This is a genomic window from Halanaerobium sp. ST460_2HS_T2 (assembly GCF_003337665.1).
In the GTDB taxonomy this organism is placed as follows: Bacteria; Bacillota; Halanaerobiia; order Halanaerobiales; family Halanaerobiaceae; genus Halanaerobium; species Halanaerobium kushneri.
Window position 1 is genome coordinate 19,511 of the sequence record NZ_QPJF01000025.1, and the last position, 21,332, is coordinate 40,842.

General features: G+C 34.3%; 18 protein-coding genes and 1 other RNA gene. All 19 read left to right on the forward strand.

All coding sequences use genetic code 11. From position 1 onward, the window contains the following. Positions 1-19 precede the first annotated feature (19 nt). The 19 genes from lepB (at position 20) to mnmA (ending at position 20,833) form a co-directional block, all read left to right on the forward strand. The gene (lepB, locus tag DFR80_RS11975; RefSeq protein WP_076544596.1) at positions 20-565 is read left to right on the forward strand and encodes a signal peptidase I; all 546 of its coding nucleotides are present in this window, start codon (positions 20-22) and stop codon (positions 563-565) included. A 29-nt stretch (positions 566-594) separates the two neighbouring features. After that, positions 595-1,803 carry a protein translocase subunit SecD gene (gene secD, locus DFR80_RS11980; protein ID WP_076544597.1) on the forward strand — a complete coding sequence of 403 codons (1,209 nt, stop codon included), beginning with the start codon at positions 595-597 and terminating at the stop codon, positions 1,801-1,803. A gap of 4 nt (positions 1,804-1,807) precedes the next feature. Beyond that, entirely contained in the window at positions 1,808-2,668 is an 861-nt protein-coding gene (gene secF, locus DFR80_RS11985; protein ID WP_076544598.1) for a protein translocase subunit SecF, read from the forward strand. Positions 2,669-2,746: 78 nt separating this feature from the next. Next, positions 2,747-4,411 (forward strand): AarF/ABC1/UbiB kinase family protein, encoded by a 1,665-nt coding sequence (locus DFR80_RS11990; RefSeq protein WP_114490110.1) that lies wholly within the window; start codon positions 2,747-2,749, stop codon positions 4,409-4,411. Between the two features lie 25 nt (positions 4,412-4,436). After that, positions 4,437-6,659: a single-stranded-DNA-specific exonuclease RecJ gene (gene recJ / locus DFR80_RS11995; protein ID WP_114490111.1), complete on the forward strand. Its 2,223-nt coding sequence runs from the start codon at positions 4,437-4,439 to the stop codon at positions 6,657-6,659. Then, positions 6,649-7,161: an adenine phosphoribosyltransferase gene (locus DFR80_RS12000; protein WP_114490112.1), complete on the forward strand. Its 513-nt coding sequence runs from the start codon at positions 6,649-6,651 to the stop codon at positions 7,159-7,161. The genes recJ and DFR80_RS12000 overlap by 11 nt, the downstream gene beginning before the upstream one ends. A 42-nt stretch (positions 7,162-7,203) precedes the next feature. Next, a complete protein-coding gene (locus DFR80_RS12005; RefSeq protein WP_114490113.1) occupies positions 7,204-9,351 on the forward strand; it encodes a bifunctional (p)ppGpp synthetase/guanosine-3',5'-bis(diphosphate) 3'-pyrophosphohydrolase in 2,148 nt (715 codons plus the stop codon). Positions 9,352-9,365: 14 nt separating this feature from the next. Beyond that, positions 9,366-9,815, forward strand: coding sequence for a D-aminoacyl-tRNA deacylase (dtd, locus tag DFR80_RS12010; RefSeq protein WP_076544603.1), 450 nt, complete (start codon positions 9,366-9,368; stop codon positions 9,813-9,815). A gap of 19 nt (positions 9,816-9,834) precedes the next feature. Beyond that, positions 9,835-10,461 carry an MBL fold metallo-hydrolase gene (locus DFR80_RS12015; RefSeq protein WP_076544604.1) on the forward strand — a complete coding sequence of 209 codons (627 nt, stop codon included), beginning with the start codon at positions 9,835-9,837 and terminating at the stop codon, positions 10,459-10,461. Between the two features lie 109 nt (positions 10,462-10,570). Further along, positions 10,571-11,869 (forward strand): SurA N-terminal domain-containing protein, encoded by a 1,299-nt coding sequence (locus DFR80_RS12020; protein WP_114490114.1) that lies wholly within the window; start codon positions 10,571-10,573, stop codon positions 11,867-11,869. Positions 11,870-11,980: 111 nt separating this feature from the next. Continuing rightward, the gene (gene hisS, locus DFR80_RS12025; RefSeq protein ID WP_114490115.1) at positions 11,981-13,255 is read left to right on the forward strand and encodes a histidine--tRNA ligase; all 1,275 of its coding nucleotides are present in this window, start codon (positions 11,981-11,983) and stop codon (positions 13,253-13,255) included. A gap of 1 nt (position 13,256) precedes the next feature. Beyond that, positions 13,257-15,032 carry an aspartate--tRNA ligase gene (gene aspS / locus DFR80_RS12030; protein WP_076544607.1) on the forward strand — a complete coding sequence of 592 codons (1,776 nt, stop codon included), beginning with the start codon at positions 13,257-13,259 and terminating at the stop codon, positions 15,030-15,032. A gap of 69 nt (positions 15,033-15,101) precedes the next feature. Beyond that, positions 15,102-15,275, forward strand: a non-coding RNA gene (gene ssrS / locus DFR80_RS12035) — 6S RNA. 150 nt (positions 15,276-15,425) lie between these two features. Then, positions 15,426-16,001 carry a 5-formyltetrahydrofolate cyclo-ligase gene (locus DFR80_RS12040; protein WP_076544608.1) on the forward strand — a complete coding sequence of 192 codons (576 nt, stop codon included), beginning with the start codon at positions 15,426-15,428 and terminating at the stop codon, positions 15,999-16,001. Positions 16,002-16,011: 10 nt separating this feature from the next. Further along, entirely contained in the window at positions 16,012-17,352 is a 1,341-nt protein-coding gene (locus tag DFR80_RS12045; RefSeq protein WP_076544609.1) for a replication-associated recombination protein A, read from the forward strand. Continuing rightward, positions 17,352-17,987 (forward strand): YigZ family protein, encoded by a 636-nt coding sequence (locus DFR80_RS12050; protein WP_076544610.1) that lies wholly within the window; start codon positions 17,352-17,354, stop codon positions 17,985-17,987. The genes DFR80_RS12045 and DFR80_RS12050 overlap by 1 nt, the downstream gene beginning before the upstream one ends. 100 nt (positions 17,988-18,087) lie before the next feature. Then, complete coding sequence (locus tag DFR80_RS12055; protein ID WP_076544611.1) at positions 18,088-18,546, forward strand: Rrf2 family transcriptional regulator; 459 nt, start codon at positions 18,088-18,090, stop codon at positions 18,544-18,546. A 1-nt stretch (position 18,547) separates the two neighbouring features. Then, on the forward strand, positions 18,548-19,702 hold the full coding sequence (locus DFR80_RS12060; protein WP_076544612.1) for a cysteine desulfurase family protein: 1,155 nt from the start codon (positions 18,548-18,550) through the stop codon (positions 19,700-19,702). 48 nt (positions 19,703-19,750) lie between these two features. Then, entirely contained in the window at positions 19,751-20,833 is a 1,083-nt protein-coding gene (gene mnmA, locus DFR80_RS12065; RefSeq protein WP_076544613.1) for a tRNA 2-thiouridine(34) synthase MnmA, read from the forward strand. The last annotated feature ends 499 nt before the right edge of the window (positions 20,834-21,332 follow it).

Below are 21,332 nucleotides of genomic sequence, written 5' to 3' on the forward strand. Positions count from 1 at the left end.
AGGAACTGGGGGAAATGATGTGAAAAATGCAGTAAAGGAGTTTTTGCAATCTTTAGTAATAGCAGGTATTCTGGCCTTTTTTATAATTACATTTGTAGCCCAGTCATTTGTAGTTGATGGAAGGTCAATGTCTAATACACTTCATGATGGGGAAAGACTTTTTGTAAATAAGTTTATTTACAGATTTCATCCACCTGAGAGAGGAGATATTATAGTTTTTACTCCTCGGAGCGCACCAGATCAAAAGTATATAAAGAGAGTCATTGGCAAGCCTGGTGATACAGTATATATTAAAGACGGTGTGACTTATGTTAATGGAGAGGCACTAGAAGAAAATTATCTTCCAGAAAAAATGATCGGTGATTTTGGGCCATATGAAGTCCCTGAAGAAAGTGTTTTTGTTATGGGAGACAACAGGAATCACAGTGCTGACAGCAGATTCAAAAGTATTGTAGGATTTGTTGATTATGATGCTATATCAGGAAGGGCCTTCTGGGTTTACTGGCCGCTGACTGAAATGAGAATTATTAATCATCAGAATTATAATTTATCATTTGAAAATTAATTGCTTATTGTTAGGAGGACATTTATTTAATGAGGTATAAACAAAAAAGACGAATTAAATTAATTATTATTTTAGCTATAATAGCCTTTGCTGCATTTTTATATTTTCAGCATGGCATTAATTTAGGACTTGACTTACAGGGGGGAGCCCATATTGTATTGCAGGCTCAGCCCACAGAAGAAAGAGAAATAAATGATTCAGTAATGACAGGGATTTTAAGTGTTATTGAACGACGAGTAAATCAATTAGGGTTAAGCGAACCTCTTATTCAAAGAGAGGGTAGTGATAGAATTATTGTTGAGTTACCAGCGGTAGATAGTCCGAATGAGGCTATTAATACAATTGGTAGAACAGCAATGCTAACTTTTAGGAATTCCAGTGGTGAAGTTTTAATGACTGGAGAAGCTGTAAAAGATGCCAGGGCTGATTATGATCAGTATGGTAGAGCTGTAATTGCTTTTACATTAACAGATAGTGGATCTGAGCAATTTGCAGACATAACTAGAAAATATATGGGTAAAAAGATTGGAATATATCTTGATAATGAACAGCTAACTAACCCTACTGTTCAGGCTGTAATAGAAGGAAAAGGACAAATTACAGGTTATGAATCAGCTCAGGCTGCAGAAAAAGATGCGATACTTATTAGAGAGGGTGCTCTTCCTGTTCCGGTTGAAGTAATTGAAACAAGAACAGTAGGACCTACTCTTGGCCAGATATCTATTCAGAAAAGTATAAGAGCTGGTTTGTTAGGATTATTATTAGTTGCTATTTATATGGTATTTTATTATCGATTCCCTGGGATTCTGGCCGCAGTAATTCTGGCAATTTATGGTTTAATATTAATGGGAACAATGGCTGGATTACAGGCAACACTGACTTTGCCTGGTATAGCTGGTTTAATTCTTTCTATTGGTATGGCGGTTGATGCGAATATTATTATCTTTGAACGAATAAAAGATGAGCTTAAGTCAGGTAAAACACTTAGAGCAGCTATCGATGCTGGTTTCAAAAGAGCCTATACAACCATTATTGATGCAAATGTTACTACAATTATGACTGCTCTTATTCTGGCCTATTTTACTAGTGGTACAGTTAGAGGTTTCGCTGTAACACTTGGTATAGGTATTATTGTCAGTATGTTTACTGCCTTCTTTGTTACCAGAAATGTAATTGACATTTTTGCAGGCAGTAAATTATTACGTGAAAATAAATCTTTCGGGGTCAGAAAGGGGTAATAAAGTGGATATTTTAGGTAAAAGAAAAATATGGTATACTATCTCGCTGGTTATAATTGGAATCGGATTATTGTTTTTATTAATCAATGGACTCAATTTAGGTATAGATTTTAATGGTGGTACATTAATGGAGTTTAGTTTTGATCATGATGTTACAACGGAACAAGTAAGGGCTGTTCTGCAGGATATTGGAATTGCAGAAGATAGTAAAATTCAACATTCTGAAGAATCAGGTACTAATGGTATAATTATTAGAGCTAAAACTTTAGATTCTGAAGAGATTGTTACAGTGGATAATGCTATAAAATCTGAGTTTGATTCTGCTGAAATGCTGAGAACTGAGATGGTTGGACCTACAATAGGTAGAGAATTAAGAATAAATGCTTTACTCGCTATGCTGGTAGCTTCAATCGCTATTGTTATTTATATCAGTTTCAGATTTGAATTTAGATTTGCTGCTATTTCAATTATTACTCTAATGCATGATGTTTTAATTACAATTGGAGTTTTTGCAATTCTTGGCAGAGAGGTTAATACACCTTTTGTAGCAGCACTGCTCACTATTGTTGGTTATTCGATTAATGACACCATAGTAATCTTTGATCGAATTAGAGAAAACATGAAGCTGATGCACAAAGTTCCGTTTATAAAACAGGCTAATACAGCTGTAGTTGACACTTTACCGAGATCAATTAACACATCTATAACTACTCTGATTACAATCCTTGCAATTTATTTCTTTGGAGGAGCTTCAATTCAGACATTTATGTTAGCTCTCTTTATTGGAATGTTTGCTGGTACGTATTCTTCTATCTTTATAGCCAGTCCTCTTTTAGTGACCTGGCAGGAAAGAATCAGCAAATAATAATTAGAAAATCCTTTAGAGCATAACCCCTCCTTTAGTTTTGGAGGGGTTTCTATCTTTAAAAAAGGCTGTGATAAAATGGATATGAACTTACCCAAACATTACCGGCATTTTCAGCGTTATAGTGAAATTGCACAGATTCTTGTTAAAAATGGGCTTGGTTTTATTATTTCTCAGCTTGACTTAAACAAATATTTACCTTTCAGAAAAAGAATTAGCACTGCAGAAAGGCCAACAGGTAAAATGCTGGCTGTTAAAATTAGAGAGGTTCTGCAGGAGTTGGGTCCTGCTTATATAAAATTAGGACAGCTTTTGAGCACCAGAGCTGATGTTTTCCCTCCTGTTTTTATAACTGAAATGAGGAAACTGCAGGATAAAGTCCCACCTGAGGATTTTGAACTAATAGAAGAATTTTTAAAAAATGAACTGGGTGATAAATTTGAACAGGAAATAATAAAAATAGAAAAAGAGGCTGTTGGGGCTGCTTCGATTGCGCAAACTCACAAAATTGTTTTAAAAAATAATGAAGAAGCAATCATGAAAGTTAAAAGACCTGGAATTGATAGGAAAATTAGTGTAGACATAGAAATTATGGAGAATCTTGCTCGACAGGCTGAAGAAAGAAACTTATTTAATTCTGTTATTAGACCTGTGGAAATCATTCAGGAATTTAAACGAACTATAAAAGACGAATTGAATTTCAAAGGAGAAATGGCTAATATAATCCGTTTTCGCAGTGATTTTGCTGATAATCCATATATTACTGCTCCTGAAGTATATTCTGAGCTTTCGACAGTTAACCTTCTAATCATGGAAGAAATTAAGGGTATTAAACTGAGAGAGGTGGATCAAAGTCATCCCCATAACAAATTTATTGCAGAGCTGGGAGCTAAAGCTTTGATGAGGCAGGTATTAATAAATGGTTTTTTTCATGCTGATCCTCATCCCGGAAATATTTTTATTACTGACGAAAAAACTATTGCCTATGTTGATTTTGGTATGGTTGGTAGGATTACAGAAGAAGATAGAGATTTGATGGCACTGCTATTTTATGCGCTGATAAATAAAAAGATTAATGTTTTAATGGATGTAATTTTAATTCTGGGTAGTAAACCTGATAATTTTAATCGCAGAAGGTTTCAACTTGATATGGAAAAAATTCTGGATAGATATTATGGCAGTGATTTAGCCAATATTGAGATTAAGGCAGTTTTTGAAGATTTGCAATATTTTATTTATGAACATCAAATAAGAATGCCTCAGGATTTCTTTCTTTTATTTAGAGCAATTGCGGTAAGTGAAGGAGTTGGTCAGGACCTGGATCCTGATTTTAATGTGGTTGAAGTAGGGCGCAGTTTTATTTCAGATATACTTGATGATAGAATGCAGCTAAATAGAATTGCAGCAAGAGTTGGTTCAGAAATTTGGAAATTTGGCCGAAAAAAATATGAATTAAATAATCAATTAAAATCTGTTTTAGAAAAACTGGTAAAAGATGATTTTACCATAAATTTCAGACATACCAACCTTGAAAATCTTATTTCCAGACTTGATATTATTTCAAATAGAATATCGATGAGTATGATTATTGCATCTCTGATTATTGGTTCAACTTTACTGATCCAGACAGATATGGAACCTCGAATTTTTAATATACCTCTGCTTGGGTTTATTGGATATTCATTTGCAGGAATACTGGGTTTGCTTCTTGTTATTTCAATTTTTCGTTCAGGTAAATATTAAATAATAGATTTTATGGTGATAATTGATGAATAAATTATGGAAAATACTTTCTTACAGACAGGATAATCGATCAAATTTTATGGAAAGCTTACTTGCTGAGCGGGGAATAAAGACAAAAAAGGAAAAAGAAATATATTTAAATGCTGATCTAAAATATTTAAGTGACCCGTTTCAACTGCCGGGGATGGACAAGGCAGTTAAAAGAATTGAGCAAGCTGTAAAAGAAAAACAAAAAATTTTAGTTTTTGGAGATTATGATGTTGATGGAATTACTTCTACAGCAGTTTTATACAGATTTTTCAAAAAAGCTTATAATCTGGAGGTTAATTATTTTTTACCTGACAGAATTGAAGATGGTTATGGGTTAAATCTTTCTGCCTTAAAAAAGATTATTGCAGAAAATATTGATTTGATTATAACTGTTGACTGTGGCATAACAGCTTTTAAAGAAGCTGAGTATTTAAAAGAAAAAGGAATTGACTTGATTATTACTGATCACCATACTCCATCAGATCAACTTCCGCTGGCAGAGGCGGTAATTAATCATCATCTTGTTCAGCAGAACAATTATTTTGCTAATGAAATAGCAGGAGTTGGTACAGCTTTTAAATTAATACAGGCATTAAGGCCTAATGTGGTAAAAAAAATGTATCAGGAACTGCTGCCAATAGTTGCTCTGGGAACAGTTGCAGACATAGCTCCCCTCAAGGATGAAAATAGAATTTTAGTCAAAAATGGGCTGGAATTGATCAGCAAAGACAGAGTCTTGGGTTTAAAAGTTTTAATTGAAGAACTAAAACTTGACAAAAATAGGATTACTGCCGGACAAATTGGTTATATAATTGCTCCACCTTTAAATGCTGCCGGCAGAATTCATGATGCTGAAGAAGCTTTAAAATTATTGATAGTTGAGGACGAAAATGTGTTAAAGGATATTGCTAAAAAATTAATCAAAATAAATAAGAAGAGGCAGCAGGAAGAAGAAATAATTTATCAATCAGCTGAAAAAAAAATAAAAGATCTTGAATTGGAAAAAGAAAAGGCAATAATTCTTGCTGACTCAGACTGGCACTCTGGAATTATTGGTATTGTTGCTTCCAGATTGCTGGAAAAGTATAATTTGCCTGTAATTTTATTTGCTATTGATCAAAATTCTAATGTTGCTAAGGGTTCGGCCCGAAGTATTTCCGCTCTTAATATTTATCAGGCTCTTAAATTTTGTAGTTCTGAGCTGTTAACTTTTGGTGGACATAAAGCAGCTGCTGGTCTTAGTATTAAGCCAGCTATGTTTTCTAAATTCAAAGAACTTTTTAGACGGTATTTAAAGCAGAATCTCACTGAAGAAGATTTTTTGAGGCGAGAAAAAATAGATCTTAATTTAAAAATTTCAGAACTCAACAGAGATTTTGTTAAGAATTTAGAAAAATTTCGTCCTTATGGGATTGCTAATCCAGCTCCTAAATTTTTATTTCAAAATTTAGAAAGCAGGGGTTGTTACCAGATGGGCAAAGAAAATAAGCATTTAAAAATTTATTTAAATGGCGGTATTCAGGCTGTAGCCTTTAATCTTGGTGATCAGGCTGATAAAATTGCTGCTTCTAATTTCGATCTAATTGGTCAGGCTGAAATTAATTACTGGCGGGGTCAGGAAAACCTGCAGCTTAAGGTTAATGATTATCGGTCTGTAAATGATATTTCAACTGCTCTTATTTTTGAAAAAAATGATTATCAATTTTATGATTTTAGAAATATGAAAAATAAAAATGAGAAATTAGAGAATTTACTGGCTAAAAAAGTGATTAAAAAAGCGGCGGTTTATGTCAGCCATAAAAAGGAAAAAAATTATTTTAAAAATAATCATCCAGCTCATTGTTTTTTTAGTAAGGAGAGAGACCTGGAATCAGATTATTCTCATTTGATATTTTATTCACTGCCATTTTCTCTGAGTCACTTTAATAATATTCTGGATATATATCAGAAAAGATCTTTAACTCCAAAGGAGAAAATAATTTTTCTGTTTTCAGAAAGAGATATTAAATTTAATCAGCAAATAATTAAAGATCTAAACAGGAAAGAATTAGCTCTTAATAATCAAAATCAATTGGACTTTAAAGGCTCAGTACGATATAATAAATTATCCAGGCGAATGGAAAATTTTATGACATTTAAAAATTTAATTTTTAAAGAAAATCTGTTTGACCTGATTGCAAATGTATCTAATTTTAAGGAGGATAAAAATGAATCTTAGTGACAAAATAAGAAATATTCCTGATTTTCCCAAAGAGGGGATTTTATTTAAAGATATTACTCCACTTTTGAGAGATAGGGAAGCACTTAAAGAAGCCATAGTTAAAATGGCAGATATGTTTAGAGATTATGATATTGATTATGTGGTAGGGATTGAAGCACGAGGGTTTCTGGTAGGAACACCACTTGCTATAGAACTTGATCGAGGTTTTATTCCTATTAGAAAACCAGGTAAACTTCCTTATGATGTTCTAAAAAAATCTTATGAATTAGAGTATGGTAAAAATGAAATTGAAATACATAGAGATGCAGTATCTGAAGGAGATAAAATTTTAATTGTGGATGACTTACTTGCTACCGGGGGTACTACACTTGCTGCTACAGAAATGATTGAAGAACTTGGTGGAGAAGTAGTTGGCTGCGCATTTTTACTAGAACTTGATGCTCTGACTGGAAGAGAAGTCTTAAAAGATTATGAAGTTAAATCATTATTAATTGAATAATTTGTTATAAATTCCCGGGTAATTAAAGGAGTATAAATATAGATGGAATTAGATACCTTATTAGATAAAATAAAATCTTATATGGATGATCCGGATTTGGATATGGTAAAAAAAGCTTATGGATATGCCGAAAGAGCTCATCAGGAACAGTATCGTGTTTCTGGAGAACCTTTTGTTGAGCACCCATTAGGAGTAGCTATTATCCTTGCTGATTTAGAGCTTGATATTGTTTCAATTGTAGCTTCATTATTACATGATGTGGTTGAGGATACTGGCATTAGTAGTGATGAAATTGAAAGAGAGTTTGGATCTGAGGTAGCTCATATTGTAGATGGAGTCACAAAACTAACAAGAATGCAGTTTAAAACTAAAGAGGATCAGCAGGCTGAAAGTCTGCGGAAAATGTTTGTAGCTATGGCCGAAGATATTCGAGTCGTACTGATTAAACTTGCTGATAGACTTCATAATATGAGAACATTAAATTATCTCAAAAAGGAAAAGCGAAAAGAAAAATCCAGAGAAACATTAGAAATTTATGCTCCTCTTGCCCACCGTCTGGGAATGTCAAAGATTAAGTGGGAGTTAGAGGATTTATCTTTTAGATATTTAAAGCCTGATATGTATTATGAAGTCTCTCATAAGGTTCAGGCTAACCGTAAACAGCGGGAAAAGGATATTCAACAGGCTATTGATAAATTAAAATCAACTTTAAAAGAACATGGTATAGATGCCGAAATTTATGGAAGACCCAAACACCTTTATAGTATTTATAATAAAATGAAGCGCAAAGAAGTTGAGTTTGATGAAATTTATGATCTAACAGCAGTTCGAGTGCTGGTAGAGAATGTTAAGGAATGTTATGAAGTTCTTGGGATTATTCACGAAATTTGGAAACCTATGCCAGGTAGATTTAAAGATTATATTGCAATGCCTAAATCCAACATGTATCAGTCTCTTCATACAACAGTAATAGCGCCTAATGGTGATCCTCTTGAAGTTCAGATTAGAACTTATGAGATGCATAAAACGGCCGAATATGGTATTGCTGCTCACTGGAGATATAAAGAGGGTAAGGTTGGCGATGAAAAATTTGAAGAAAAACTATCCTGGTTAAGACGTCTTCTCGAATGGCAGAAAGATCTTCAGGAACCACAGGAATTTATGGAAACTTTGAAAATTGATTTATTTGAAGATGAGGTTTTTGTTTTTACACCTGAAGGAGATGTTGTTTCCTTACCTAAAGGGGGGACACCGGTAGATTTTGCCTATCATATTCATACTGAAGTTGGTCATCGCTGTGTTGGGGCAAAGGTAAATGGTAAAATTGTACCTCTGGAATATAAATTGAAAAATAGTGATATTGTTGAAATATTAACCTCCAAAAAGAGTAATGGCCCCTCACGTGACTGGTTAAAATTTGTTAAAACCTCAAAGGCGCGAAGTAAAATTAAACACTGGTTTAAAAAGCAGAGACGAGATGAAATTATTGAAAAAGGCCATCGAATCCTGGATGATCACCTGGAGAAATATAATATTGAATTAAGCGAAAAAGATAAAGAAAAGGAATTAAAAGAAATTACAAAAGAACTGGGACGGAAAGATGTTGATGACTTATTAGAAGAACTTGGATATAGTAATATTAGTCCCAAACAGGTAGTTAGTAAATTTAGTGATTATGAGGAAGAAAAAGATCTTGAAAAAAAACATAGTTCTTCTCAAAAAAAGACTACCTCAGTTGATAAAGGTGTATCAGTTAAAGGTATGGAAGAAATGCTTGTCCGGATGGCAAAATGCTGTAATCCTGTTCCTGGTGATGATATAGTAGGTTATATCACTCGGGGGCGTGGCGTTTCCGTTCACAGGAAAGATTGTAAAAATTTAAAAAATCTTGAAGAAAGTGAACCAGAGCGAATAATAGAAGTTAGCTGGGATAGGGGGCGGACGGAATCCTATCAGGTTGATCTACGGATAGATGCTGTAAATAAGAGTGCTTTGCTTAATGATATAACTCATATCATAAAAGAAGAAAAAATTAATCTGCTGTCTGTTATGGCCAGAACAAGTGAACATAATAGAGCAGTAATAAATCTATCTCTGGAGTTAAGTTCTACAGAGCATATGTACGATATTATGAAAAAAATTGAATCAATATCAGGGGTTCTAAATGTAAGTCGAGCCAAACCTGCTTAATAGGAGTGGATTAGATGAGAGCAGTTGTTCAGCGAGTCAAAAGTGCTAAAGTAGAAGTGGATTCAGAAATAACCGGAGAAATCAGCTCCGGTTTACTGGTGTTTTTAGGGATTGGAAAGGAAGATGAACATCAGGATGCTGATTATCTTCTGGAAAAAATAATTAATTTAAGAATTTTTGAAGATGAAGATCAAAAGCTTAATTTATCTGCTGTTGATTTGAATAAAGATATAATGCTGGTTTCTCAGTTCACACTTTTTGGTGACTGCCGACAGGGGCGAAGGCCCAGTTTTTTTGAAGCTGCAGCTCCAGCTGAAGCTGAAAAACTATATGATTATTTTGTTAAGAAAGCAAAAGAGTCGAGTTTGAAAATTGAAACGGGAGAGTTTCAGGCAATGATGGATGTTAGTTTAATTAATGACGGTCCCGTCACAATTCTGGTGGACAGTAAAAAGAAATTTTGATATATAAATGGAGGCTAATATGGATTTAAAAGAATTTACTGTTGGTGAACTTATGGTAAAATCTTATATTGTTTCTCAGGCTGGGCAGGCAGTTATAATTGATCCCGGGGCTGAAGGTGAAAGATTATTTGATTATCTTAAGAATAATAATCTAGAGCTGAAATATATAATTAATACTCATGGTCACTTTGATCATATAGCTGCCAATGAGTTTCTAAAAGAAAAAACTGGTGCGGAGGTATTGGCTCATCCAAAAGCTAATTTAAAATTTACTGATCCAAAATTAAACCTTTCCGCTCTCTTTTTAAGCCATAAAGTTACAGCGCCCGCAATAGATAGATCAATTGATGATGGTGAGTCACTTAAATTTGAGTCACTGACTTTAAAGATTATTAGCACTCCTGGACACAGCGAAGATGGGATTTCTATTTATATTCCGGAAGAAAATATACTATTTTCTGGGGACTGTATTTTTGCAAATGGTATTGGTAGAACCGACTTAGAGGACAGTGATTTTAAAGAATTAAAAAATTCAGTAGAAAAAAAGCTGTTTCAGCTACCAGCCAGCTGTATATTTTATCCCGGTCATGGACCCAGCGGTAATTTGGGTAGTTTTAAAAATAGTGTCTGGCCAGCAATTAGCTGAGGTTTGACATCTAAAATTTAATAGGTTAAAATTAAAAAGAATTAAAACAATTTTTAGGCATAATTTTTATTTTTAAAAATAAATATTTAAGAGAGGGGAGTGTAAGGTTTTGTTTGATACTTTACGCGATAATAGTAGAATTATTGTTTATATAGTTGTAATTGCTTTTGTGATCTCTGGTGGATTTATGGGCTATGGTGCCTATTTAAATAATCAGAGTGGAGGCAGGCAGGCTCCTAATCAAACTGCTTCCTCTGTAATTGCTGAAGTTAATGGTATGGAAATTTCTCAGCAGGAATATTTTTCACTGTTACAGCAGCAGGCACCACAATCCAATCTAAGCAGTACCCAGATTATACCATTTAGATATAATGTTCTGGATGCTTTAATTGAAAGAAAGCTGCTCATGGCTCAGGCGGAAGTGCTTGATGTTAAGGTTGATGTTTCAGAAGCAGAAATTGACGAAAATTATAATAAGATTTTAGAACAAAATGATATGACAGATCAAGAATTAGCAGATGCTCTTTCAAAACAGGGTTATACAATTGGTGATTTAAGAGAAGATATTAAGACAAGTATTCAGGATAGCAAAACAATAACTCAGACAATTGATCAGGGGATTGGAGAAATAGAAGTAAGTGAAAAAGAAATAGAAGAACTTTATCAGCAGAGGTATCCTCAACCTAAAAATTCTGAAGATACTTCTAATTCTGAAGCGGCTTCAGGTAAGGAATCAGATTCTGAAACAAAAGCTGCTAAAGACGAAAGACCAGCACTTTCAGAAGTTAAAGATAAACTGAAACAGGAAATAAGAACCCAGAAAAGAAATGAAGCTTTAAATAGTTGGTTGGCAGAATTAAAAGCAAATGCTGATATAACAATTAATGATCCTGTGCTGAGCGCCTATCATGCTCTAGAAAACGAAAATTATAATCTGGCAGTGGAAGAATTCTCAGCCTTTGTTGAGAAGGAAGATACTGATCCGATTTTTTACAGTTATTTAGCTCAGGCATATGAAGGACAGAAAAATTTAGAAAAAGCAAAAGAAGTTTATAATAATGCTGTAGAGGCTTTTCCCGAAAATAATGATTTGAGATTCAATTATGCTCAATTCCTGGCTGATCAGGAAAATAAGGAAGAAGCTATAGCTCAGTTAGATAAGATTGCTGCAGGTGCAGAAGATGATTTTATGACTTATTATCAGTTGTTTATGATGTACAGTCGCCTGGGGGCTGAAGAAAAGGCGCAGTCCGCGATGGAAGAAGTGCAGCGTATTAGTGAAAGTATGCAGTCTCAATCAGCTGCAGAGACAGATCAGCAATCTAGTGAAGATATCCAGAAAGAAGCAGATCAATTAAAAAAAGACATTAAGGTTGAAACTCCAGTTGAAACTGAAAATGCCAATTAAAGACCTTTTTAAACAACTTAAGTAAATCATTAAATCTATCAGTTTCAATCTCATTATGGGTTGAGCTGATAGATTTTCTAAAAATAAATGAATAAACAGTAGGTGAAAAAAATGAAGTTTAATGCTCCAAGAGGAACTAATGATATACTACCACCGGATACTTTAAAGTGGCAGTATATTGAAAAGAAAACACATGAGATTTTTTCAAATTATAACTATCAGGAAATTAGAACTCCTATTTTTGAATATACAGAGCTTTTTCAGCGGGGAATTGGTGAGGTAACTGATATTGTTGAAAAAGAAATGTATACTTTTGAAGATAAGGGTGGCAGAAGCATAACTCTTAGACCTGAAGGAACTGCTTCAGTAATCAGATCTTTTTTGGAAAATAAAATTTATGGTCAGGCTCAACCAACTAAATATTATTATATTGGTCCCATGTTTAGGTATGAAAGACCTCAATCCGGGAGATTTAGACAGTTTCATCAGTTAGGAGTCGAAGCAATTGCTTCCAATGATCCTGCTCTTGATGCTGAAATTATATCTCTGGGAATGCGATTACTGCAGGATTTTGGTCTTAGTAATCTGGAACTACACTTAAATAGTGTTGGTTGTGGAGAATGTCGCCCAACTTATGTAGAAAAATTAAAAACTTATTTAAATGAGAACAAAGAGCAGTTATGTGATAACTGCAAAAATAGAATTGAGAGAAATCCACTGCGAGTACTGGACTGCAAAAATGAAGGCTGTCAGAATGTAATTGAACATGCCCCTAAAATCACGGATAATCTCTGTGATAGCTGTTCTGATCATTTTGATGATGTTCAGGAATATCTTGATATTCTTGACTTAGAATATATTATTAATCCACTACTTGTGAGAGGCCTGGATTATTATACTAATACAGCTTTTGAAATAAAAGACAATGCTCTGGGAGCTCAGGATACAGTTTTTGGTGGAGGCCGTTACAACGGACTGGCTGAAGAAATTGGAAATAGAGATCTGCCGGGAATTGGTTTTGCACTTGGAATAGAAAGATTACTTCTTTCTCTAGAAGCTAAGGAGATTGAATTACCTGTTGAATCAGGCGTAGATCTTTACATAACTGTAATTGGGGAACAGGCTAAAAAAGAATCTTTTAAACTTCTGGATCAGCTGCGAAATAATGGTTTCAGAACTGAAATTGATTATCTAGGTAGAAGTGTTGGTTCACAGATGAAATCAGCTGATCGGATGAATGCTGAGTATACAATAATCATTGGAGAAGACGAATTAAATAAAAACTCTGCTACAATTAGAAATATGAAAAGCGGAGATGAAAAAGAAATTCAATTAAGCAATTTATTAAAGGAAATGAAGCAGCTAGTAGATAAGGAGGAAATTTAAGATGGGGGAAACAATAAAAGATTTAAAAAGAACCCACCTTTGTGGAGAAGTTAGTAAAAAAGATAATGCGAATAAAGTTACAATTATGGGTTGGGTACAAAAAAGAAGAGATCATGGTGGTGTAATATTTACAGATATTAGAGATCGCTCCGGAATTGTACAGGTAGTTTTTAATCCTGATTCAGGTGAGGAATTGTTTGAAAAAGCTGATACACTCAGGTCTGAATATGTTGTCGCAATTACAGGTGAAGTTGAGCCCAGACCAGAGGGGAATGTTAATTCTGATCTGCCAACTGGTGAAATTGAAATAAAGGCTGAAGAATTAAGGGTTTTAGATGTAGCCAAAACACCTCCAATTCAGATTGAAGATAATATTGATACGGGAGAAGATGTAAGATTAAAATATAGATATTTAGATTTAAGAAGACCCAAAATGACTAAGTTGATGGGTTTAAGACATGATATTACTAAGACTACCAGAGATTATCTTGATCAAAACGGATTCTGGGAAATTGAAACTCCAATTTTAACCAAGAGTTCTCCTGAGGGAGCCAGGGATTATCTGGTTCCGAGTAGAGTAAATCCCGGTCAATTTTTTGCTTTACCTCAGTCACCACAAATTTTTAAACAGTTATTGATGGTTTCTGGAATGGAAAGATATTTTCAAATAGCACGCTGTTTTAGAGATGAAGATTTAAGGGCCAACCGACAGCCTGAGTTTACTCAGATTGATATGGAAATGTCTTTTGTTAACCAGGAAGAGGTTATGGAAATTACTGAGGGTCTAATGAAAGAGTTATTTGCTGTAGGTAATATTGAAGTTCCAGAAAAAATAAAACGAATGTCCTATCAAGAAGCAATGGACCGCTTTGGTACAGATAAGCCTGATCTGCGTTTTGGAATGGAGCTTAAGGATCTATCTGATGTGGTTAAAGATAGTGAGTTTAATATCTTCAGTGGAACTGTAAGTAATGGCGGTCAGGTAAAGGGGATTAATTTTAAAGGGGGAGCTGATTCTCCAAGAAGTACAATTGATGCCTTTGAAGATTATGTAAAGATGTTTAAAGCTAAGGGTTTAGCCTGGATGGCTTTAAGAGAAGATCAAATGAAGTCTCCAATTGCTAAATTCCTTTCTGAAACTGAAATAGAGGGTATTAAAAAAACAATGGAAGCAGAAAAAGGTGACTTATTATTAATTGTAGCGGATAAGCCTTCAGTTGTAGCTGCAGCTTTGGGCAATCTGCGGCTTAAAATTGCCAAAGAAAATAATTTGATTCCTGATGAAGTATATAAGTTTGCCTGGATTGTTGATTTTCCATTATTTGAATATGATGAGGCAGAAAACAGACTGACTGCAATCCATCATCCTTTTACTGCTCCACTGGAAGAGGATATAGAAAAACTGGATACTGATCCTGCTTCTGTAAAGTCAAAAGCTTATGATCTTGTATTAAATGGGGAAGAACTTGGTGGAGGAAGTATTAGAATTAATAACCATCAACTTCAGGAAAAAGTATTTTCTGCTCTATCTATAAGTGAAAAAGAACAACAGGAAAAATTTGGATATATGTTGGAGGCTTTTGATTATGGTACACCTCCTCACGGAGGAATTGCTTTTGGTCTTGACCGTTTAATGATGATAATTGGTCGAACTGATTCGATTAGAGATGTGATTGCTTTTCCTAAAACTCAGAAAGCAACTTCACCTTTAACAAATGCGCCTTCTGAAGTTGACAAAAAACAACTGCAGGAACTTGGAATTTCTATCCGTTCTTAGTGGCATTATAGGGATTTTTTGCTTGCAGATTTAAAGAAGATATGTTAATATTATTAATAGAAAAGTAAATACCATCTGCCGTGTTCGATAATGATTAAACATTTTGACCAACACTTAGACATAGGGAGCCTGAGCTCTACCTGCGGCGTAGAAGCCTTTAATGGACCTATAAACCAGGTAGGAGGGCACCCACTTGGCAGACAGGGATCAAAATTCCAAATCAACCGGCACGGCGGATGGACTTTTAGCTAACCTTTAAGGGTTAGCTTTTTTTATATCTGCAATTATTTATCTAATTATTTTTCAGTACTGTTGGATCTTCATATTTTTGCGGAAATATCGATTTTCTGCTATTATAGAATTAGAATTTAATAATTAATTGAGGTGAATTTGATGCTGGAAAAAGAAAAATTAAGAAAAAAATATTTAAATGAGAGATCTCAAATTTCGCAAACTAAAATAATCAGCTGGAGTAAAAAAATAAAAAACAGATTTTTGCAGCTGCCGCAATTAGAAAATGCAAAGAAAATTATGGCTTATGCTTCGATGCGCAAAGAAATTGAAACTTTTGATTTAATGGAAGAACTGTTGGATCGTGGTTATTTAGTATATCTTCCTTATACCCGAAAAGATAAGATTGATTTAGGAATAGCTCAGGTAAACAATCTTGATTTAGATCTAAAAGAGGGTGTTTATGGTGTTCAGGAACCTGTAGCAAGAATAAGAGGGCAGGAGATACCAAAGGACCTAGATCTGATAATAGTTCCAGGAGCCTGTTTTACAGCAGAAGGTTACAGGATTGGGTATGGTGGAGGTTATTACGACAGTTTTTTAAGCAAACATGCAAATAATGCTATAAAAGTAGGTTTCTGTTATAATCGCTTTCTTGTTGATTCTATTCCAGTTGAAGACCATGATGTTCCTGTTGATTTAATAATTACAGAAAAAGAAATTGTACCCACAAAATAGAGGTGAGAGTGTGAATCTTTTTGAGAATCAGAATAATAGAGAAAAGAATAATGATCGACCACTGGCTTACAGAATGCGACCTCGTAACCTGGAAGAATTCTATGGTCAACAGGAAATTGTCGGTGAAAATAAACTTTTAAGTAGAGCTATTAAAGCTGATCGACTGCAGTCTCTAATTTTTTATGGTCCTCCAGGGACAGGGAAAACAAGTCTGGCTCAGGTAATAGCGAATCAGACTGAAGCAGATTTTGTAAAATTGAATGCAGTAACTTCTGGAGTAAAAGATATTCGCGAAGTTATTAAAAAGGCAAAATCTAATCGAAATTTATATAATAAAAAAACCATTCTTTTTATTGACGAAATTCACCGATTTAATAAATCACAACAGGATGCATTGCTGCCTTCAGTAGAAAATGGGACTGTTATTATGATTGGAGCAACTACTGAAAATCCTTATTTTGAAGTTAATTCACCTCTCCTATCGCGTTCAAGAATTTTTAGGCTGGAAAAATTAAATAGTAAACAGGTTTTTTCTATTTTAAATCAGGCCCTTAATGATCAGGAGAGAGGACTGGGAAAACTTAAAGTTAATATTTCAGATAAGGACCTTAATTTTATTGCCGAACTTGCAGATGGTGATGCCAGGGTGGCTTTAAATACACTGGAACTTGCAGTTTTAACAACTCCAGCAGATAAAGATGGTGTAATTAAACTTGATCAAGAAATAATAGAAGAATCAATGCAGAAAAAAATTCTTAATTATGACCGCTCAGGTGATAATCATTATGATATTATTTCAGCATTTATTAAAAGTATGCGCGGTTCGGACCCTGATGCAGCAATTTACTGGCTGGCAAGGATGATTGTTAGTGGTGAGGACCCCAAATTTATAGCTAGAAGGGTAGTAATACATGCAGCAGAAGATGTTGGTATGGCAGATCCAACTGCTCTAATAATAGCTGAATCCGCAGCTAGAGCAGTGGAGCAGATTGGATTTCCAGAGGCAAAAATACCACTGGCTGAAGCAGTAATTTATATAGCAACTGCTCCCAAAAGTAATTCAGTTGTTAAGGCAATTAATAGCGCTGTAGAATTTGTAGAAAATAATAGAGCGGGGGATGTCCCTCCTCATCTTAAAGATAGTCATTATGCAGGTGCTTCTGAGTTGGGACATGGACTTAATTATAAATATCCTCACAATTATTCTAAAAATTATGTTGACCAAAACTATCTACCTGATGATATGCAGAATCTTTCTTTTTATGAACCCGGTAAAATGGGTCGAGAAAAAAAGACAGCCCAATTTTTAGATTATTTAAAAAACAATACTGAGTCAGAGGATGATAAATAGTGGCCAGACTAAAAAAAGGACCTTCTAAAAATATGGAGGTCAGAAATCAGGTTAAAGATAGTAAATTTTATGGGAGCATATTCTCGGTTGAAAATAGAAAAGAGGCTGAAAACAGAATTAAAGAAATTAAAAACAAATATCCAGATGCCAGTCATAATGTTTCAGCTTTTAGAGTCGAAAATACTGAATTAGACCAGGATCCGATTGAATTTTTTGATGATGATGGTGAGCCTTCTGGTTCTTCTGGTCCTCCAGTATTGGAGGCTATCAAGGGAGAAAACTTGATTAACACAGTAATAATTGTTACTCGTTATTTTGGGGGAACTAAACTAGGGATTGGTGGTTTAATTAGAGCTTATGGTGATACAGCTAGACTGGCAATTAAAGAAGCAGGTATAGAGACTTTAAATGAGTATTACTTAATTGAGGTTAAAAGTTCTTTTGAAAAACTTGGTACTGTACTTGGACAATTAGAATCATTTAAAGCAGATATTAAAAACACTGAGTATACAAATACTGGAGCAGCTGTTAAAGCAGTCATTTCAACAGATATTAAGAATCATCTTAAAAAAATATTGAGGGAAAAGACCGCTGCTGATTGTGATTTTGAAATAATAAAAAGTGTTTTTAAATAATCTTGATCTATTTGGGAAAGCAGTATTGACAGTATTTTAATCATATGTTAAAATTAATTGAAAGTTGATAATTGAAGTCAAGTTTATACGAGGTGAAAATATGAGAGTATCAACTAAAGGAAGATATGGTCTTAGAGCAATGGTCGATCTGGCAGAAAATGAGGAAGGTAAAGCAATTCCCATTCGTGAAATTTCTGAAAGACAAAATATTTCAGAACAGTATTTGGAACAATTATTTGCAACATTAAGAAAGGCTAAATTAGTAAAAAGTGTTAGAGGAGCTCATGGCGGATATATGCTTAACCATGAACCTGAAGACATAAGTGTTGCTGATATCTTAACGACTTTAGAAGGTCCAATTGCACCTGTTGATTGTGTAATAGAAGATGATTTTTGTAATTATATTGATAAATGTGTAATTCACGGCTTATGGGAAGAATTAGCTGATGTAATTAATGAAGTAATTGAAAATATGACCCTGGCTGATTTAAGAGATAAAGCAGTAGCAGAAAAAGAAAGAGAGCAGCTGGCTAAAAAAGAAAAAATAGAGGCTGGATAAAATGAACGATATTTATTTCGATCATGCGGCAACAACTCCTATGTTAAAAGAAGTAATTAAAGCCATGGAGCCTTTTTATAATCAGTCTTTTGCAAACCCAGCTAGTTCTCATCTTAGTGGGCAGAAAGCTGCTGCAGCTCTGGAAGACGCTAGAGAATTAGTAGCAGAGCTTGTTGGTGCCCAGAAAGCAGAGGAGATTGTTTTTACTGCGGGTGGAACTGAAGCTGATAACCTGGCAATTAAAGGGGTGGCGATGGCCCTCTCTAAAAAAGGTAAACATATTATTACTTCAAAAATTGAACATCACGCCGTTTTGAAAAGCTGTGAATATTTAGAAAAACATCTGGGCTTTGATATTAGTTATCTTAATGTGGATCAAAATGGGCTGGTTGATATTGAGGAATTGAAAAATGAAATACGAGAAGATACCATTTTGATTTCAATTATGCTTGCTAATAATGAGATTGGGACAATTCAACCGATTAAAGAACTGGCTGCTGTTGCCAGTCAAAATGACATTTTATTTCACACAGATGCTGTTCAGGCGGCAGGGCAATTGAAAATAGAGATTGATGATTTAGGAGTGGATTTACTTTCTCTGTCAGCACATAAATTTAACGGGCCGAAGGGTATTGGGGCTCTTTTTGTACGTAGGGGTGTAGAGTTAATCCCTCAGATATCTGGAGGCAGTCAGGAAAGAAAAAGAAGAGCTGGGACAGCTAATTTAGCAGCTGCAGTTGGTATGGGAAAAGCAGCAGAAATTGCAGTTAAAAACTTGGAAAAAAAAAGAAAGAAATTAATTTCTTTGCGTGATTATTTTATTATTCAACTTCAAGACAGTTTTAATAATTTGAAAATTAATGGACCTGAATCAGATAGTAGATTACCAGCCAATATAAATGTGTCTTTTAGAGAACTGGATGCGGAGTCAATATTATTTAACTTAAGTTTGAGTAATATTGCAGCTGCAACTGGTTCAGCCTGTGCTTCTGGTTCGTTAAGTGTTTCTCATGTCTTAAAAGCAATAAACTTAGAAGATGAGTATCTAAAAGGAGCTATTAGATTTTCTCTGGGGAAGGGTAACACCAGAGAAGAAATAGATTTTGTAATTGATAAATTAAAAGAAATTATTAATAGATTAAATTCATTAAAGTAGATCGAGTTAATTTGATTAAGAATAAATAAATTTATAAGGGTGTAAGTTATGAAAAAAGTAATGATTGCAATGAGTGGTGGTGTAGATAGTTCGGTAGCTGCTGCTCTCTTAAAAGAAGAGGGTTATGAAGTTATAGGAGGAACAATGCATATTTTCCCTGATTATGAAGAAGCAACCGACAGAGAAGATCACTGTTGTTCTTACTCTGCAGTAAGGGATGCAAAAAGAGTTGCGCAAAAACTTAATATACCTCATTTTGTTTTTAACCTGCAGGATGAGTTTCAGGATAAAGTAATCGACTATTTTGTTGATGAATACAGTCGGGGAAGAACTCCAAATCCCTGTGTGATGTGTAATAAAGAAATTAAATTTGAAGCTCTGCATAAAAAAGCAATTGAAATCGGTTGTGATTATATTGCTAGTGGACATTATGCTAAAATCGAAAAAGAAGATGGACGTTATATCTTAAAAAAAGGTCTAGATGAGAATAAAGATCAGAGCTATATGTTATATGTCTTAAATCAGAAACAATTGAGTCAGACATTATTTCCTTTAAGTGAATATACAAAAGACGAAATTAGAGCAAAAGCTAAAGAACTTGGTTTTGAAATTCATAATAAAGCTGAAAGTCAGGAAATTTGTTTTGTGCCTGATGATGATTATGTAAGGTTTTTAGACACAAATTATCCTGACATTTCTAAGGAAGGTCCTATTTTAGACAGTGAGGATAACCAGGTTGGAACTCACAATGGTTTATCTCACTATACAATAGGTCAACGAAGAGGTTTGGGAATTTCTATGGGCTACCCAATTTATGTTACAAAGCTGGATTATGAAAACAATGCTGTGATAGTTGGAGAGGATAAAGCTGTATTTAGTGATGGCTTAATTGCAGAAGACATTAATTTTATTCCTTTTGATAATATTGATGGTCGCATGGAAGTTGAAGCCCAGATTAGATATAACAGTTATCCGGTTAAAGCTTATATTGAAAAATTAGCTAAAAATGAATTAAAGGTTGAATTCGAAGAGGCACAAAGAGCTGTTACACCGGGTCAGTCAGTTGTTTTTTATCTTGGTGATCTGGTTCTTGGCGGAGGAATAATTAAAAAAAGTTTTAAAACCTCTTGACAAAGTAAAAAAGCCTTGATATGATAATAAACGTCGCACAGAAAGCAAGTTTATTTCTGAGCTCTTCAAGGCTTTTAAGTTTTCCAAAGTTTTTCTAAAAAGTTCTTGACAAAGTGAGGCGGAGTTGATAAGATATTAAATGTCGCTGAGAAAAAAGGCGGCAGGAAATATAAAAACATTATCTCGAAATGAGAACAAATTAAATAAGGCGCCGCCCTCAATGGGCAAGTGCCAAAATATCAATTTGTTCTATAAAAGAGATTGTGTGCGAAGGGGTCAACCCCCGAGCAAGGCGCTAACCTTTTTGTTTAAAAAAGAAAGCGCGTTGAACCTTGAAAATTAAACAGCAAGCCAACGTTAATATACTTTGAGTGTTAAAACTTAAAAGTAATTATTAGTTTAAAGCTTATATTAAATAATATGAGCCAAATTCAAATTCTTTATACGGAGAGTTTGATCCTGGCTCAGGACGAACGCTGGCGGCGTGCTTAACACATGC